10 protein-coding genes and 1 pseudogene are annotated in these 17,054 nt (G+C 54.2%); 8 read left to right on the top strand and 3 right to left on the bottom strand.

The window, feature by feature from the left end; genetic code table 11:
* Positions 1-178 precede the first annotated feature (178 nt).
* Positions 179-1,303 (top strand): TAXI family TRAP transporter solute-binding subunit, encoded by a 1,125-nt coding sequence (locus A3OI_RS0112100; RefSeq protein ID WP_228702963.1) that lies wholly within the window; start codon positions 179-181, stop codon positions 1,301-1,303.
* Between the two features lie 98 nt (positions 1,304-1,401).
* Positions 1,402-3,387 carry a TRAP transporter permease gene (locus tag A3OI_RS0112095; protein ID WP_018404532.1) on the top strand — a complete coding sequence of 662 codons (1,986 nt, stop codon included), beginning with the start codon at positions 1,402-1,404 and terminating at the stop codon, positions 3,385-3,387.
* An 82-nt stretch (positions 3,388-3,469) separates the two neighbouring features.
* On the opposite strand, the gene A3OI_RS0112090 is transcribed toward A3OI_RS0112095, so the two are convergent.
* Positions 3,470-4,636 (bottom strand): acyl-CoA dehydrogenase, encoded by a 1,167-nt coding sequence (locus tag A3OI_RS0112090; RefSeq protein WP_018404531.1) that lies wholly within the window; start codon positions 4,634-4,636, stop codon positions 3,470-3,472.
* A gap of 21 nt (positions 4,637-4,657) precedes the next feature.
* Entirely contained in the window at positions 4,658-5,863 is a 1,206-nt protein-coding gene (locus A3OI_RS0112085; protein ID WP_018404530.1) for a 3-oxoadipyl-CoA thiolase, read from the bottom strand.
* A 209-nt stretch (positions 5,864-6,072) separates the two neighbouring features.
* Here A3OI_RS0112085 and A3OI_RS0112080 point away from each other — a divergent pair, with 209 nt between their 5' ends.
* From A3OI_RS0112080 to A3OI_RS0112055, 6 genes and pseudogenes are all read left to right on the top strand, one after another.
* Positions 6,073-7,434 carry a hypothetical protein gene (locus A3OI_RS0112080; RefSeq protein ID WP_018404529.1) on the top strand — a complete coding sequence of 454 codons (1,362 nt, stop codon included), beginning with the start codon at positions 6,073-6,075 and terminating at the stop codon, positions 7,432-7,434.
* A 243-nt stretch (positions 7,435-7,677) separates the two neighbouring features.
* Positions 7,678-8,505: pseudogene (locus tag A3OI_RS20030) on the top strand (IclR family transcriptional regulator).
* A 180-nt stretch (positions 8,506-8,685) separates the two neighbouring features.
* Positions 8,686-10,779: a 3-hydroxyacyl-CoA dehydrogenase NAD-binding domain-containing protein gene (locus tag A3OI_RS0112070; RefSeq protein WP_018404526.1), complete on the top strand. Its 2,094-nt coding sequence runs from the start codon at positions 8,686-8,688 to the stop codon at positions 10,777-10,779.
* A gap of 211 nt (positions 10,780-10,990) precedes the next feature.
* Positions 10,991-12,175 (top strand): acetyl-CoA C-acyltransferase, encoded by a 1,185-nt coding sequence (locus A3OI_RS0112065; protein ID WP_018404525.1) that lies wholly within the window; start codon positions 10,991-10,993, stop codon positions 12,173-12,175.
* A 60-nt stretch (positions 12,176-12,235) separates the two neighbouring features.
* The gene (locus A3OI_RS0112060) at positions 12,236-14,038 is read left to right on the top strand and encodes an acyl-CoA dehydrogenase (RefSeq protein ID WP_018404524.1); all 1,803 of its coding nucleotides are present in this window, start codon (positions 12,236-12,238) and stop codon (positions 14,036-14,038) included.
* Positions 14,039-14,171: 133 nt separating this feature from the next.
* Entirely contained in the window at positions 14,172-15,152 is a 981-nt protein-coding gene (locus A3OI_RS0112055; RefSeq protein WP_018404523.1) for an NAD(P)H-dependent flavin oxidoreductase, read from the top strand.
* A 160-nt stretch (positions 15,153-15,312) separates the two neighbouring features.
* On the opposite strand, the gene A3OI_RS0112050 is transcribed toward A3OI_RS0112055, so the two are convergent.
* The gene (locus tag A3OI_RS0112050; protein ID WP_018404522.1) at positions 15,313-16,905 is read right to left on the bottom strand and encodes an MFS transporter; all 1,593 of its coding nucleotides are present in this window, start codon (positions 16,903-16,905) and stop codon (positions 15,313-15,315) included.
* Positions 16,906-17,054 lie beyond the last annotated feature (149 nt).

Raw genomic sequence — 17,054 nt, 5'->3', positions numbered from 1 at the left:
TTGTTGTATTGAGTGACATTGCCTATATTCGTTCTACGGAAACTAATGTTGCAATGCGTAATGTAAAAAATATCAATACCGCAGTGCGAAATTACAGTTGCCGTTAATTAACAATCACAACGCGAGGTCTTCAGTGATAAAAACAACAATTTTCACAAAACGTCTGCTCATCGGTGTTTTGAGTACTGCCCCATTTTTTGCCCACAGCGCCGAGAACATTGACCTGCCCGGTACATTGGCCATGACGGCCTACGGTACCGGCTCTGCCGGTTACACCCAGATGGTGTCCATCGGCAACCTGCTGCAAAACGAATACGGTACCTCGGTGCGCATTTTGCCCGGTGAAAATGATGTATCCCGCATGACGCCGTTGCGGATGGGTCGGGTTCCTCTTTGCGCCTGCGGTATTTCCAGTTATTACGGTTTTGAAGGCGTATTTCTGTTTGCCGACCCGCAGTGGGGCCCTCAGTCTATTCGCCTGATAAGCACCTCTACGGCCAATTTTGGCCTGGGCGTCGCGGTTGCTGGTGATATCAATGTAAAAACGCCAGCGGATTTGAAAGGCAAGCGGGTGGCTTACATCCGTGGTGATGACGCGCTTAATGTTGGCACCGAAGCCTTTTTGGCTTTTGGAGGCCTGACTTGGGATGACGTTGAACGGGTCGAATTTCCGGGCTACGGTCGTTCTTTTGAGGGCATTGTGGCCAACCAGGCTGACGCCGCGTTTACCATGAGCGTGGCGCCGCCAGCGCAGCAAATGGCCGCCAGTCCAAGGGGTATCGTGTGGCCGGAGCTGGACCCAGCAGATAAAGAAGGCTGGCAACGGCTTCAGGCCGTGGCGCCGTATTTTCAGCCCCACAAAGTGACGTCTGCCGCCGGTGAGAACTATGGCAAGGACAGCCCGTGGATCGGCGCCACCTACCCGTATCCCATATTGGTCGGCGGTGAGAGCCTGGACGATAAAACCGCCAGAAATCTGGTCCGTGTGCTGATCGAGGACCACGATAAGTACAAAGACGCTGCTCCTGGCAATGCTGGTTACTCGCTAGAAAATCAGAACATGCAGTGGGTGATTCCTTATCACGATGCAGTTATTGAGTATTACAAGGAAATCGGGCATTGGACCGGTGCCATGCAGGCGCACCAGGATGGATTGGTCAAACGCCAGAAGCTCCTGAAAACCACGTGGGAAAGCTTTATGGACGCCAATCCACCGGAAGACAGGGACGCGTTTCGTAGCGGCTGGATGGAAGCCCGAGCCAAAGCGCTTGAAGCAGAAGGAATGAAGTCGGTTTTCCGTTAAGACCTGATCCATTACTCCGGCGTATTGTGAGTGTCTCGATAAACAATACGCCGGCGGTTTCCGTTTTCTATCATTATTGCGCCGGAATCTACGATCCTATGAGCTTGCCTCAGAAACAGCCCGTTAGTACGGGCGAAATATCCGGTATCCGCCAGTTGTCGGGCTTTTGGCTATGGGTGCCCCGAGTGGCGACTCTGGCGCTGACACTGCTGGCAATTGATTACCTGTTTAATCTTGGTCTGTTCACTGCGGTGACGTCGGTGGAAAGCCAGTTCTTCTATACCGTGGTAGCACTGATGCTGCCGCTGGTTTTTGTGCTTTGGCCAGCCTTTGGCAAAGCGTCGCGTACAAAAGTGCCTTGGTACGACGTGGCGCTGTTTTTGTTTGCGGTCGCGGTATGCGGCTTTTTCGTGTTTAACGCGGAACAGATTCTCGACCGGGGCTGGGAGTACGACGCGCCAGACTACGCCGTGGTAATGAGTTTCCTTTTTTGGGGCGTAGTGCTCGAGGCGGCGCGACGGGCCGGCGGTTGGCCGATCGGTCTTATTGTCGCGGTTGCAGGTCTTTATCCGATTTTCGCCGATGTCATGCCGGGGCCAGTTCAGGGTTTTCCGTCATCACCTTCCCAAACGGCCATTTACCATGCCATGAGCCGTGAGAGCGTCATGGGCATTCCGCTACAGGCGTTCGCCAATCTGGTGATCGGCTTTTTGTTGTTCGGCGTTGCGCTACAACAAACCGGCGGTGGCAAGTTTTTTATCAATCTGGCGTTTGCCCTGCTCGGTCATGTGCGGGGTGGCCCGGCCAAGGTTGCGGTATTCTCCAGCGGCCTGATGGGGTCTATGAGCGGCAGCGTGATCACCAACGTGCTGACCACCGGTGTACTGTCTATCCCGGCTATGCGGCGGGTGGGTTTTGGGCGGTCTTACGCCGCCGGTGTTGAAGCTTGTGCGTCTACAGGTGGCGTACTGATGCCGCCGGTGATGGGCGCGACGGCGTTTATTATGGCCAGCTTTCTGAATATTTCTTACGGCACGATTGCGCTGGCGGCAGCGGTTCCGTCATTCCTGTATTTCATGGGTCTGTTTATTCAAATTGACGCTTACGCTGCGCGCCACGAACTCAAAGGTTTGCCAGCGAATGAGCTGCCTTCCCTGCGCCAGACCTTAAAAGAAGGCTGGTACTTCATCTTTGTCTTTGCGCTGCTGATCTGGCTGTTGTTTTTCCTGCGGCGGGAAGCGATTGCGCCTTTCTACGCCACGGCGTTGCTGCTGGTGATCAATCAGGTGTTGCCATACCAACGTTGGGGCTGGGAGGATGTGAAAGGCTTTTTCTCCAGCGCCGGTAAGTTGTTTGCGGAACTGATTGCCATTCTGGCGGGCGTGGGCCTGTTGGTGGGAGCGCTGTCGGTAACCGGCATGTCTGGCACCATCGCCAATGATCTGATTTTCCTGGCCGGTGGCAATACCCTCGTACTGCTATTTATGGGGGCAGCGACCAGTTTTATCCTGGGCATCGGAATGACCGTCACGGCGGCCTATATTTTCCTGGCAGTGGCCCTGGCTCCGGCGTTGATTAACGGCGGTGGTATGGACCCGTTGGCGGTGCACCTGTTCATCCTGTATTGGGGCATGCTGAGCTTCATCACACCACCGGTGGCACTGGGTGCCTTTGCTGCTGCCACGGTGGCGGGTGCTCGGCCAATGGAAACCGGCTTTCAGGCCATGAAGCTGGGTAGCGTGATTTACTTTATTCCGTTCCTGTTCGTGTTGAACCCGGCGTTGATACTCCAGGGCTCCTGGGATGAAATCCTGGTGGTGCTGCCTCAGGCCATTGTAGGTGTGGCGCTGATTGCGGGCGGTATGCAGGGTTACCTGCTGGGCATTGGCAACCTTTCGCTTTATCGGGTGCTTCAGTGGCCTATCCGTCTGTCGTTGATTGCCGGCGGTATGTTATTGGCGATCCCCGGGGGCGGCCCGATACCCTTCACCAATCTGGAGTTGACGCTGATCAGTGCGGTGCTGATTGTGCCAGCTCTTGCGCTTGTGTGGTGGTCTAACCGGGTCGAGACAGTGGGGGTATAAAGGAAGCTTCTATATCGGGCGGATATAAAAAAGGCAGGGCCATGGAGCCCTGCCTTTTTTTGTTTCATCGTAAACGTCGGTGTTAACCGAAAGCGGCAATGCCGGTCTGTCCGCGGCCTAGAATCAGGGCGTGGATATCGTGAGTACCTTCATAAGTATTGACCGCTTCCAGATTCATCACGTGGCGGATGACATGGTATTCGTCTGAAATACCGTTGCCTCCGTGCATGTCACGGGCGACCCGCGCTATGTCCAATGACTTGCCGCAGTTGTTGCGCTTCAGCAGGGAAATTGCATCCGGAGACGCTTCACCTACGTCCATCAGGCGGCCAAGTTGCAACGCACCTTGCAGGCCAAGGGCAATGTCGGTCTGCATGTCTACCAGCTTTTTCTGGATAAGCTGGTTCGCGGCTAATGGCTTACCAAACTGCTTGCGCTCCAGGGTGTAATTGCGGGCCGCATGCCAGCAAAATTCCGCTGCGCCGAGAGAGCCCCAACTGATGCCATAGCGAGCTTTGTTGAGACAACTGAACGGACCTTTCAGGCCTTCTACGTCCAGTTTGTTCTCGTCAGGGCAGAACGCATCGTCCATAAAGATGGAGCCGGTTTCGGACGCACGTAAGGAAAACTTGCCTTCAATTTTTGGGGTATCCAGACCTTTGGCGCCGCGCTCCAATACAAAGCCGGTGACCTTACCGTCAAGTTTGGCCCAAATCACGAAGACATCCGCAATGGGGGAGTTGGTAATCCAGGTTTTGGAGCCGCTGACCAGATAGCCGCCATCAACTTTCTTGGCGCGGGTTTCCATGCCGCCAGGGTCAGAGCCGTGGTCGGGCTCGGTCAAACCGAAACAGCCAACCAGTTCACCGGAGGCCAGTTTTGGCAGCACACGCTTTTTCAGTGCTTCTTGGCCAAATGAGTAAATCGGGTGCATAACCAGCGAGGACTGAACGCTCAGAGCCGAGCGGTAGGCGGAATCCACACGCTCCACTTCCCGGGCAATCAGGCCATAACACACATGGTTCAGGCCAGCGCCGCCGTATTCTTCCGGTAAGGTAGCGCCGAGCATGCCCAGCTCTCCCATATCAGTGAATATGGAACGGTCGAATTTTTCGTGTCGGTTGGCCTCAATGATCCCGGGCATCAGGCGTTGGTCACAGAAACTGCGGATGCTGTCCCGAACCTGACGTTCGGTTTCATCCAGTTGCTTGTCAAACTGCAGCAGGTCATCCCACGGTGCGGAAGCCATGTTGTTTCTCCTCATTGAAAATCAGTTGTTAACTCGTTCAATCACAGCTGCAATGCCTTGGCCAACGCCAATGCACAGGCTGATAAGGGCGTAGCGCCCGCCGCTGCATTCCAGCTGACGGGTGGCGGTAAGTGCAATCCTTGCGCCGGATGCGCCAAGCGGGTGGCCAATTGCAATGGCCCCTCCGTTCGGGTTCAGCCGGGAGTCAGTGGGGTCTATACCCAGTTTAGTAGTACAACCGAGAACCTGGGCTGCAAACGCCTCATTAATCTCGATGACATCCATATCGTTAAGCGTCAGGCCAGCGCGAGCCAGGGCTTTTTCGCAGGCCAGAACTGGGCCCAGACCCATTACCCGTGGCGAAACACCTGCAATGGCGGCCGACACAATGCGGGCGCGGGGCTTTATTCCAGCGCGTTCGCCGGCTTCCCGGGAGCCGATGATCAGGGCAGCTGCACCGTCGTTAATGCCGGAAGCATTGCCCGCCGTCACTACGCCGCCTTCAACTAAGGGGCGGAGTCCTGCGAGCACCTCGGCGTTTGACTGGGGGCGTGGGTGTTCGTCTTCGCGGACTGTAAACGGGGGTTTTTTGCGGCCATTAGGCACATCAATACTCAGGATCTCGTCTTTATAGAAACCTGTGCGGCGGGCCTCTTCATAACGAGCCTGGCTCTGGGCAGCAAACTGATCTGTCAGCTCGCGGCTCAGGCCAAGATCGCGAGCAATGTTATTGGCGGTTTCAGGCATGGTGTCCGCGCCGAAAGCGCTTTCAATAAGCGGGTTCGGGAAACGTGCGCCAATGGTGCTGTCGAAGGCACGTAAATCCCTGCTGAAAGGAGTCTCTCCCTTGGCGATCACAAAAGGGGCGCGGCTCATGCTCTCGGTGCCGCCGGCCACAAACAATTCACCTTCGCCGCAGCGAACCGCCCGGGCAGCGTCTATGATGGCCGCCAGTCCGGAGCCACAAAGCCGGTTAATGGTCAGTCCGCCTGTCTCGACTGGAAGGCCTGCCAGCAGTCCAGCGTGACGTGCCACGTTGCGCGCATCTTCGCCCGCTTGGTTGGTACAGCCTGCAATGACGTCTTCATAGGCTTCCGGGGCGAACGCATTGCGCTCAACCAGTGCCCGGATAACGCTTGCCAGCAAGTCATCGGGCCGGACCCGGGAAAGAGAGCCCGCATGGCGGCCAAAAGCAGTTCTGAGACCATCGTAGATAAATGCACTCATCGTTCTTCCTCTGTGACATGCCAAGGTTCTCGGGTTAACCTTCGGCCCCGAGGGTAAAAGATCCCGGTCTGTCTTGTCATTTGTGCTAATATAGTTTCATCAAGCGAAACTGTGTTTTGTATTGGACTCGAAAAGACTAATCGGGGTGTGTGTGAAATGCAAGCAGAGACCGTCTCTGCTTGCGTGACTCTAACAAGGACAAAGCAGGTATGAGTGCTGCAGATCGCTGGCTATTGCCTTTGGCGGTTTTGATTGAGCTGATTGCTATATGCATGTCCAGCACTCAGCTCAGTGCAATCTCGGGCGTGTTATTTATTTTCTGTTTTCTGTGGGCGGGCGATCATCTTCAGACGTATGCCCGCACTCTGATGCTGGTTTCTCTGGCCGTCGCTGCGTGGTTTTCTGTCCGTGGCGAACTGGGCACGGACCGGTTGATCAAAGCTTCTGCTGATGCTGCATTTTATGCCGCATTTCTGGGAAGCCTTGGGATGATGCAGTGTCTGGTCAGGCGCTTTGAGGTGCTGCGTCGGATTCACGATGTCCTATTGGGTGGTCGTGCAGTCTGGCTGTATCCGAAGTATGCCCTGGTTAGCTGTAGCATAGCCTCTGTACTGAGCTTCGGCATGATGAACCTGCTGTGTGGCAGTCTTTCAGAGACTCTGCGAGAGCGTGGAATTTCCGGCGAGTCCCGCTTGCAGTGGCTGCGCAGTGTTCTGATCAGTACGCTTCGCGGTTTCGCTCTTGTTCCTCTGGTGGCGCCAACCAGTGTCGCCGTAGCCATACTGACCCGGGAGCTGCCCCAGTTAAGCTGGTCTATGCTTTTGCCCTACGGCCTTGCGGCGTCAGTGGTTCTGGTTGTGGTTGGCTGGATGCTGGAGCAGCATCGATTTCGGCAGGTCAGTAGCGAGCGTGTGGCCCTGGAACAGTGGCCGTCGGGTTCTTTGCAGCTGCTTGGGTTGGTCTTAGTTGTCTTTGTCGTAATGGCTGTTATCGTCGCCTTGACCGACTTCAAAGTGTCGGTTGCCGCCATGATGGCCGTGCCATCTGTTACTCTTCTTTATACGATGTGGCAGGAACGATCGTTCGGGGTGGTGCTCAAGGAGAGCGTGACTCAGGTTTCAGCCATGAATAATGAAATGGCAATTTTTGCCGCATCGGCGATTCTGGGGGTGTCCATTTCCAGCGTTATTCCAGAGGATGCCTTAAGTGGTCTTGCAACCTCCGCTGGTGGAATGTGGGTACTCGCTGTAGTCGGTATGCTGAGTCTGCCGCTGCTGTCAGCCATTGGGATTATCCCGATTACGGTGCTTAGCGTTCAAGCGGGTCTTCTGCCGCAGCTCATTGCGGAAGGCATGGATCCGCTTCTGATATCTGTAGCTATGGTTATCGGCTTTTCCTTGGCGATGATGCTTTCGCCGTTCGGGCCGGCTGTCATGCTGCTGTCGCGCTTTGGTCAGGTGTCGCGCTGGGTAGTGGCATTTCGCTGGAATGGCGTTTTTGTCTTAATAGTAGTGCCCCTATTGCTGGCGCTTCTGGCTTTAGAGATCGTCGTCTTGCCAGCAATTCTGTGAGGGAAGCTTTCGAGCGTTGCTTACCCTGTCAGGTAGAACGACATACCAATTATTCTTCATAGCTGGCAATTTCCCGAGTTTATGATGCTGCGTGAAAGGCAAGTGTTTCATTTCTGATGCGAGTTTTGATCTGAGTTTGTGGTACTTGCATTCATCAACGTTTAAAATGTCTTACACATTATATATATAGAATTTATAGCTCGGAAAACTGCAGCTAGTGACGTTGTTGGGGGACGCCAGATTATGTCAAAAGAAAAAGCTGCGTTACCGGAGCACATAGCTGCTTCCGGTGGCGACGGACCGGTGAAGCCGGAGAAAGATCGTAAGTTCGTCGAGGCGCTGTCTCGGGGTCTGGACGTGTTGCGTGCTTTTAGCTAAGGCTCTGTGATTCTTGGCAATCAGGATATTGCACGTCTTACAGGCCTGCCTAAGCCAACGATATCCCGCATGACTTACACTCTGACCCAACTGGGATATCTTAGCTACAATACTCAGCTGGAAAAATATCAGCTCAGTTCCGGTGTACTGGCGCTGGGTTATGCTTATGTATCCAATTTGAAGGTCCGTCAGTTAGCCAGACCTTACCTGGACGAGTTTGCGCGTCAGACTAATATGTCGGTTGGACTTACTTGCCGTGATCGTTTGCACATGATTTATGTCGAAAACCGGTTACCTCCTGAAGCGTCTTTACTGCGTATGGATATTGGCCTCAAGCTACCGATGGCAACAACCTCTGCTGGTCGCGCGTACTATTGTGCCATATCGGATAAAGGGCGCAAGGTTGTTGAAGATGCCATGGAAGTAAAGTACGGCGACGATTCCTGGCCCCAGAAAAAGGAAGGGTTAGACCGTGCCATGGAGGATTATAAAAAGTATGGCTTCTGCCTTTCCATCGGCGAATGGGATCGCAATATTAACTCTGCAGGTGTGCCTGTTCACTTGCAGGATGGCACGATCATGGCATTGACCTGTGCAGCGCCTTCTTATTTAGTACCCGCCGAAAGACTTCGAGAATCCATTGCTCGCCAACTGGCAATGCTGGCAAGCGATATTGAGTCTTTGGGCGTTTAGGCTCGTCCCGAGAAGCTGCAATAGCCAGCTTCATTGGCATTTCATTGAAACCGCAGGATTTGTTCTGCGGTTTTTTTGTCCAATTTTAAATGGTGGTTGAAACCCGGAGAAAATGCGTATTAAATCGGAGTTGCGTTTCGCTTGTTAAAATTAAATTCCATATAAATTGATGGAGGGTGTATGTCTGAGGTCGTAACTTACAGTCGTGAAGGCAATATTGGCGTTATTACAGTGAACTATCCGCCAGTTAATGCCCTCAGCCATGCGGTGCGCTCAGGCTTGATCGCCGCGCTGGAGCAAGGCCAGGAAGACTCCGAAGCCAAGGTGCTTTTGCTGGTGTGTGAAGGCCGTACCTTTATTGCGGGTGCAGACATCCGTGAGTTTGGCAAGCCCATGCAGAAACCGGGGTTGCCCGCAGTAGTCGAACAATTTGAAAACAGTGACAAGCCTCTTGTTGCAGCGATCCATGGCACGGCGCTGGGTGGCGGGCTGGAAATGGCTCTTGGTTGTCATTATCGGGTTGCACTAAACAGTGCCAAAGTTGGCCTGCCAGAGGTAAAGCTTGGCCTGTTACCAGGTGCCGGCGGTACTCAGCGCTTGCCTCGCCTGACCGGAGCGCAAATAGCGCTGGAAATGATTACCTCAGGTGAGTTTGTTGGTGCTAAAGACGCTTTTGCGTTTGGCATCGTAGATGCCGTTGACGACGGTAATGACGTGAAAGCTGCAGGCCTTGTCTACGCACAGCAGATTGCCGATGAGGGTAAGCCGGTACGCCGGGTTCGTGATTTGACGGACAAGATCGCGGCCGATAAAGGCAGCGACGTGTTTGAGCAGTTCCGTGCGGTGTTGCAAAAGAAAGCTCGTGGTCAGTTTTCTCCGTTCAAGTGTGTAGATGCCATTGAAACGGCGTTTAACTTGCCTTTCGCTGACGGCATGAAGCGCGAGCGTGAGTTGTTTATGGAGTGCATGGACTCTCCCCAGCGCGATGGTCTGATTCATTCGTTCTTTGCCGAACGTGAAGTTTCCAAAGTAAAAGGTCTGTCGAAGGATACGCCGGTACGCGATGTGAACAGCGTCGGTGTCATCGGCGCGGGTACCATGGGCGGTGGTATTGCCATGAACTTTGCCAACGTCGGTATCCCCGTCACCATCGTGGAGATGAAGCAGGCAGCCTTGGACAAGGGGCTGGGCATTATTCGTAAGAACTACGAAAACTCTGCGAAAAAGGGGCGCATCACTCAGCAGCAGGTCGAAGACCGGATAGCGCTGATCACCGGCAGTCTGAGCTATGACGATTTTAAAAGCGTGGATCTGGTGATTGAGGCTGTGTTTGAAAACATGGCGGTCAAAAAAGAGATCTTCGCAAAACTGGACGGTGTCTGTAAGCCCGGGGCCATTCTGGCCTCCAACACCTCTACTCTGGACATTGACGAAATCGCGTCCGCGACTAAGCGTCCGGAAGATGTTGTGGGTATGCACTTTTTCAGTCCGGCCAACGTGATGAGATTGCTGGAGAACGTTCGCGGCAGTAAAACCTCTGATGAGGTGAAAGCCACGGTGATGGCGGTCGCCAAGAAGATAAAGAAGGTGGGTGTGCTGGTTGGCAATTGCCACGGCTTTGTTGGCAACCGCATGCTGCACAGGCGTGGTGCTGAAGCCATGACTCTGGTCAATGAAGGCGCTACACCGCAACAGGTAGACAAGGTGCTGACGGATCTGGGCTATCCCATGGGGCAGTTTGCGATGTCTGATCTGGCGGGTATCGATGTGGGTTATCGGATCCGCGAAGAACGCCGCAATGCCGGTGAACAGGTAGCGCCTAGCTGGATGGATAAGCTTGCCGAGCAGAATCGCCTTGGTCAGAAAACGATGGCGGGTGTTTACAAGTATGAGGAGGGCAGCCGCAAGCCTGTTCCGGATCCTGAGGTGGAGCGGATCATTGAGGATTTCCGCAAGGAGCAGGGCATCAGGTCCCGGAAGATTACTGACCAGGAAATTCTTGAACGCTGCATGTATGTCATGGTGAATGAGGCAGCCAAGATTCTGAATGAGGGTGTTGCTGACAGGTCTCTGGACATTGATGTGGTCTGGATTTACGGCTATGGCTTCCCGGCTTATCGTGGTGGCCCGATGTTCTGGGCGGATCAGGTGGGTCTGGATGTGATTCTGGCTGCTGTGGAGAAGTATCACGGTGATGTGGGTGGAGAGCAGTGGAAACCTGCTGATTTGCTGAAGCAGTTGGTTGCTGATGGGAAGAAGTTCGGCGACTTGTAAGGCCGTTATTGGCTGGCCTCTTTTGCCTGATGCATAGGGGGCTGGCCCGATATGGGTCGCTTTTTCTTCTGGAAAAAACAACTCGCTTTGCTCAGACATCTTTTTTGGCAGAAAAGACCACCCGCACCAAGCCGGCTTAGCTACTGTATTTTCTTTCTTGCCATATTGCGGTGAGGGGTAAGTACTCCATCTTTATTTCGAGGCAATTTTTATGTCAGACGCCGTTATTGTATCTACCGCACGAACCGGTCTTGGGAAGTCTTACCGGGGCGCTTTGAATAACACCCACAGTGTGGATCTTGCCGGGCATGTGATCAAACACGCTGTTGCGCGTGCGGGTATTGATCCCGCTATCGTTGAGGATGTGATTCTCGGCGCAAGCTTTCAAGAAGGCGCACAGGGCAGGAATATGGCTCGTCTAGCGGCTATTCGTGGCGGTTTGCCGGTGACGACTGCAGGGTTGTCGATCAACCGTTTTTGCAGCTCTGGCCTTCAGTCTATTGCTATTGCGGCGCAGCGTGTGGTTTCGGAGAAGGTGCCGGCGATGGTGGCTGGTGGTGTGGAGTCTATTTCTTTGGTTCAGAACGATAAGTTCAACAGCTTTCATGCGACCAACGAATGGCTGATGAAGCATAAGCCTGAGCTGTACATGGCGATGATTGAAACGGCGGATATCGTAGCCCAGCGCTATAACGTGAGTCGTGAGTCTCAGGACGAATACGCTCTGATCTCCCAGCAGCGTACGGCTGCCGCGCAGGAAGCAGGCAGGTTTGACGATGAGATCGTGCCGTTCGACGCGACGATGCTGGTGAAGGACAAGGAAACCGGCGAAGTGAGTAAGAAAGACGTCACTCTCACGCGCGACGAGTGCAACCGCCCGAGCACGACGCTTGAAGCGCTTCAGGGTTTGAATGCGGTGCGTGGTGAGGGCAATTTTGTCACGGCAGGTAATGCCAGCCAGTTGTCTGACGGTGCGTCTGTGTGCACGGTGATGAACAGCACCTATGCCGAGAAAAATAATATCGAGCCTATGGGTATTTTCCGTGGTTTTGCAGTAGCAGGGTGTGAGCCGGACGAGATGGGTATTGGCCCGGTGTTTGCCATTCCGCGTCTGCTGGAGCGTAACGGCCTGACCATGGATGACATCGACCTTTGGGAGCTTAACGAAGCATTCGCGTCCCAGGTTGTGTACTGCCGTGATCGTTTAGGCATTCCGATGGAAAAACTGAATGTTAACGGTGGCTCTATTTCTATCGGTCACCCTTACGGTGTCACTGGTTCTCGTCTTGCCGGCCACGCCTTGATTGAAGGTAAACGTCGCGGCGCCAAATACGTTGTGGTGACCATGTGCATTGGTGGGGGCCAGGGTGCTGCAGGTTTGTTTGAAGTGGTTTGACGGCAAACAGCGCCCGATAGCTAACCGTCAAAACAATAAGCATTACGAGGGTGTCAAAACGTGCAGCAAAAGATCATCAACCCACAGGACTTGGCGTTCCAGCTCTACGAACTTCATAACGTAGAGCAGTTTCTAGTCTTTGCTCGCTATTCTGATCACAGCCGTGAAACCCTTCAGGCCGCGCTTGAGCTGGCATTAAAGGTTGCCGTAGAGGAGTTTGCTCCCCATGCGCGCCTGGTTGACGAGGAAGAGCCGCGCTTTGAAAACGGCCGGGTGAAGATGCGCCCGGAAGTGAAAAAAGCGTTGGGCGTGTTGAGAGACACCGGGTTGATGGCGGCTGGCCAGGATTACCAACGTGGTGGCATGCAGCTGCCGGCGGCCGTGGCTCAGATGTGTGTGGGGTTGCTGAAAGGCGCTAACGTTGGCACTCAAGGCTATGCCGGCCTGACAATTGCTGCGGCTAATCTGATTATGGTGCAGGGCTCGCGGGAACAGCAGGCCTGTTTCGCTGAGCCGATGATGGCCGGTCGGTTCTTTGGGACTATGTGCCTGACAGAACCTCAAGCGGGCTCTTCTCTCGGAGACCTGTGCACCCGCGCGGAGCCTCAGCCGGACGGAACCTATCGCCTGTTTGGCAACAAGATCTACATCTCCGGTGGCGACCACGAATTAAGCGAGAACATCATTCACATGGTGCTCGCTCGTTTGCCGGGCGCGCCCTTGGGTGTTAAGGGCATTTCCCTGTTTCTGGTGCCGAAAATTCTGGTTAATGAAGACGGCAGCCTCGGTGAGCGGAATGACGTTGCGCTGGCGGGTCTGATTCACAAGATGGGGTACCGGGGCACCACCTCCACCATGCTCAACTTTGGTGAAAAGGACGGTGCGGTCGGCTACCTGGTGGGCGAGGCCAACAACGGCCTGGCGGCTATGTTCCATATGATGAATGAGGCCCGCATTGGTGTTGGCTTAGGCTCTGTCATGCTCGGCTACACCGGTTATCTGCACGCGTTGGAATATGCTCGAGAGCGTCGTCAGGGCAGGCCCATCGGGGAAAAAGACCCGAGCGCACCGCAGGTGCCATTGATTCGCCACCCGGATATCCGCCGCATGCTGCTGGCTCAGAAAGCTTACGTGGAAGGCGGGCTGGCCTTATGCCTGCAGGGTGCGATGCTGGTGGATGAGAAAAAATTAGCCGCCACCGATGATCAGCGTAACCTGGCTGCAGGCCTGCTCGACTTACTGACTCCGGTGATCAAGTCCTGGCCTTCGCGCTATTGCCTGGAGGCCAACAGCCTGGCGATTCAGGTACACGGTGGTTATGGCTACACCCGGGAATACCCTGTGGAACAATTTTACCGGGATAACCGCCTGAACCCAATCCACGAAGGGACCCACGGTATTCAGGGCATTGATCTGTTAGGCAGGAAGGTTTCCATGGCTGGCGGCCGGTTTTATAAGGAACTGATGGCGCGCCTCGAAGCAACCATTGCTGCAGCCTGCCAGGAATCGCGGCTTGCAGAATCTGCTGATCGTCTTGAACAGGCGATGAAAGCAATAACGGAAGCCACAGACGTTATCAACGGCGAGAAAACCAATGGCGACAAAGAGAAGGCTCTGGCGAATGCCACGCTTTATCTCGATGCCTTTGGCCAAGTTGTGGTTGGTTGGCTCTGGCTTCGACAAGGGCTCACAGCCATTGCCGGGTTGGCTGGCCAAGGTGAGCAAACGGCTGCGTTTTGCGAAGGTAAAATTAAAACCTGCGAGGACTTCGCCCGCTACGAACTACCCGGTGTATTGAGTGCCGCAGAACTGCTGAAAGCGGTTGATACAACTGCGCTGGAGATTCTTGAAGATCAGTTCTAGATACCTGAACGGGATAATGGGAAAAAGCAGAAACTGTGGTCTGCCGGTCAAGATAGGTCGAAAAAAGCTGCCGGTAGAGTGAGCATCGGACCGGAGTTTAAATCCACTCTAACGACAAAAGAGGAAACCCGCTATGAAGACCCGAATCACTGAATTGTTTGGTATTCGCTACCCCATCATCCAGGGTGGTATGCACCATGTAGGTTATGCCGAGCTGGCCTCGGCTGTCTCCAATGCCGGTGGCCTGGGTATGATTACCGGATTGACGCAGCCTACGCCGGAAGATTTAGCGCGGGAGATTGCTCGCTGTCATCAGATGACGGATATGCCTTTTGGCGTAAACCTGACCTTTCTACCCTCATTTAACGCTCCTCCTTATCTGGAGTATATCGACGCTATTATTCAAGGTGGTGTAACGGCCGTTGAAACAGCAGGGCGTAGTCCAGAACAGTATATGCCTCAGCTTAAGGCTGCCGGGATTAAGGTTATCCACAAATGCACCTCTGTGCGGCATTCACTGAAAGCAGAAAAAATTGGCTGTGATGCTGTCAGTGTCGATGGTTTTGAATGCGGCGGGCATCCTGGAGAGGACGATATACCGAACTTTATCCTGCTACCCCGGGCAGCCGACGAACTGACCATTCCGTTTGTCGCTTCAGGCGGCATGGCCGACGGGCGAAGCCTGGTAGCTGCGATGGCTTTGGGGGCTGAAGGCATGAATATGGGCACCCGCTTTTTGGCGACCAAAGAAGCCCCAATTCACGATAACGTCAAGCGAGCGATTGTTGAAGCTGATGAGCTTCAAACCCGCCTGATTATGCGTAATCTGCGCAATACGGAAAGGGTCATGAACAATGCCGCTGTGCAGGAAATTGAGCGGATTGAAAAAGAAAAGGGCGAGTCTGAAACCATTGATGATATCCGTCATTTGGTGACCGGAGCCAAAGGTCGCTTGGTTCTTCAGGAGGGCCGGATGGATGAGGCGGCCTGGAGCTGCGGTATGGTTGCTGGACTGATTCACGATGTTCCGAGCTGTGATGAGCTGATTCAACGCATCATAGCAGAAACAGAGTCGATCGTGCGCCAGCGGCTAACCCGGTTCCTGGACAATTGAATGTGAGTGACTTGGAGAAATCGGCCTGATATCCCCGAAGACGGAGTTTTAACTCTGTAGAGTAAAGAAGTTTGCCCCCAGTCTAGGAAGTCTGCCTTATCGTTAAATAAGCGTTTCGACCTGTGGGGGCAACATCTGTTTTCGCTAAAAACAATCACATTTAAGGATTCTTGATATAAGCGTCCTTGCGCAAGTAGAACCACCAGTTCACCACCAGGCAAAGGGTATAGAACACCGCGAAGCCGTACATGGCGTACTCTGGGGTACCAGCCTGAATCTGCTGACCCAATAGCTTGGGCGCAATGAAGGCACCGTAGGCGGCGATCGCGCTGGTCCAACCCAGTACCGGGCCTTTCTGCTGCTGGTCGAAAATGTAGCCGATGCTGCGGAAGGTAGAGCCGTTGCCGATGCCGCTGGAGGCGAAGATCACCACGAACAGAATCATAAAGATCGCGAACAGGCTGTTGGGATCGGTGGAGTTGTAGGCCAGCATCATCACGTAACCGGTGGCCACGGATGCAATCACCATAATCACCGAGATGATCTGGGTAACAATGGAACCTCCGACCTTGTCGGAAATCCAGCCGCCCACCGGGCGAATTAACGCGCCTACCAGCGGGCCAATCCACGCCCAGGTAAGTGCACTTGGTGCATCAGGATTCACAATGCGAGTAACGGTGCCGTCTGCGGCCACATCCATCATATTGCCGAAGATGACGCTGATAGACAGGGGCAATGCGGCAGAAAAGCCGATGAAGGTGCCAAAAGTCAGGATGTACAGAACGGTCATTGACCATGTGTGCTTGTTACTGAAAATCGCGAACTGATTTTTGATGCTGGGCTTGATATCGCCCGGGATCAGTCGCAGCAGCACAACGGTCAGCACAATGGTCAGCGGCAGTGCCAGCCACATATTCATTACGCTCAACGCCCATACGCCCGCCACGGAGGTGGCCAAACCTACGCCATACAGGCCCAGAATTTTGCCAAAGGCAGACAGTGGCGAGCCCGGGTTTGGGGTAACCACCTTCAGGTTGTTCATGCCAAACCAGCCCAAAAACGCCAGCGGAACCAGAAACACCAGCCAGATAAAGCCGGCGTTCTGAATCCAGGTATCGGTGCCGGCCTCAATGCGGCCAATCAGCGTGCCGCTAGGGTTCTGCAGCGCCAAAGGGTCGCCGGCCAAGGCGCCAAAAATGCCCACGGTCATGACCAGCGGAATCACCACCTGCATGGTGGTTACACCAAAGTTACCCAGGCCGGCGTTCATGCCCAGGCCGTAGCCCTGCTTGCTTTTGGGATAGAAGGTACTGATGTTGCTCATCGAGCAGGCGAAGTTACCGCCGCCAATACCGGATAGCAGCGCCAATGCCTGAAACACAATGAACGGCGTATCCGGGTTCATCAGTGCAAGCCCGGTGCCGGCCGCCGGAATCATCAGCAGCGCGGTGGTCAGAAACACCGTGTTTCGGCCACCGGCAATCTTGATCATGAACGAGGCCGGAATGCGCAGTGTCGCGCCGGCCAGGCCGGCGATGGCCGTCAGGGTGAAGAGCTGGTCGATGGTAAAGGGGAAACCCAGGTTTTTCATCTGGGTGGTGATCATGCCCCACATCAGCCACACCGCAAAACCCATTATCAAGCTGGGGATAGAGATCCACAGGTTGCGCGAAGCAACGCTCTTGCCAGTCTGTTCCCAGAAGGTTTCGTTTTCGACATCCCAGTGTTCAATGTCGCCGTTGAGTTTGCCCATAATCGTGCTCCTTATGATACCCGGCCTGACGGCGCGCAAAAGCGCTAGCAGGTTACTTGGCACTATTGTGCAGAGAGCGGTGGGTAGTCAGACTTGAGAAAAATCAAGGATGAGGATCGGTATTCCGAGGGGTGTTTTCAAGAGACTTT

The organism is Marinobacter gelidimuriae (genome assembly GCF_000372805.1).
Lineage (GTDB): Bacteria > Pseudomonadota > Gammaproteobacteria > Pseudomonadales > Oleiphilaceae > Marinobacter > Marinobacter gelidimuriae.
The sequence above is the reverse complement of the archived record's forward strand: the minus strand, read 5'-3'. Positions and strand labels throughout refer to the sequence as shown.

Bases quoted from the DNA above. Each gene is read 5' to 3' on its own strand.
- A3OI_RS0112080 (WP_018404529.1), top strand. From the start codon at position 6,073: ATGAGTGCTGCAGATCGCTGGCTATTGCCTTTGGCGGTTTTGATTGAG.
- A3OI_RS0112090 (WP_018404531.1), bottom strand. From the start codon at position 4,636: ATGGCTTCCGCACCGTGGGATGACCTGCTGCAGTTTGACAAGCAACTG.
- A3OI_RS0112085 (WP_018404530.1), bottom strand. From the start codon at position 5,863: ATGAGTGCATTTATCTACGATGGTCTCAGAACTGCTTTTGGCCGCCAT.
- A3OI_RS0112065 (WP_018404525.1), top strand. From the start codon at position 10,991: ATGTCAGACGCCGTTATTGTATCTACCGCACGAACCGGTCTTGGGAAG.
- A3OI_RS0112095 (WP_018404532.1), top strand. From the start codon at position 1,402: ATGAGCTTGCCTCAGAAACAGCCCGTTAGTACGGGCGAAATATCCGGT.
- A3OI_RS0112050 (WP_018404522.1), bottom strand. From the start codon at position 16,905: ATGGGCAAACTCAACGGCGACATTGAACACTGGGATGTCGAAAACGAA.
- A3OI_RS0112070 (WP_018404526.1), top strand. From the start codon at position 8,686: ATGTCTGAGGTCGTAACTTACAGTCGTGAAGGCAATATTGGCGTTATT.
- A3OI_RS0112055 (WP_018404523.1), top strand. From the start codon at position 14,172: ATGAAGACCCGAATCACTGAATTGTTTGGTATTCGCTACCCCATCATC.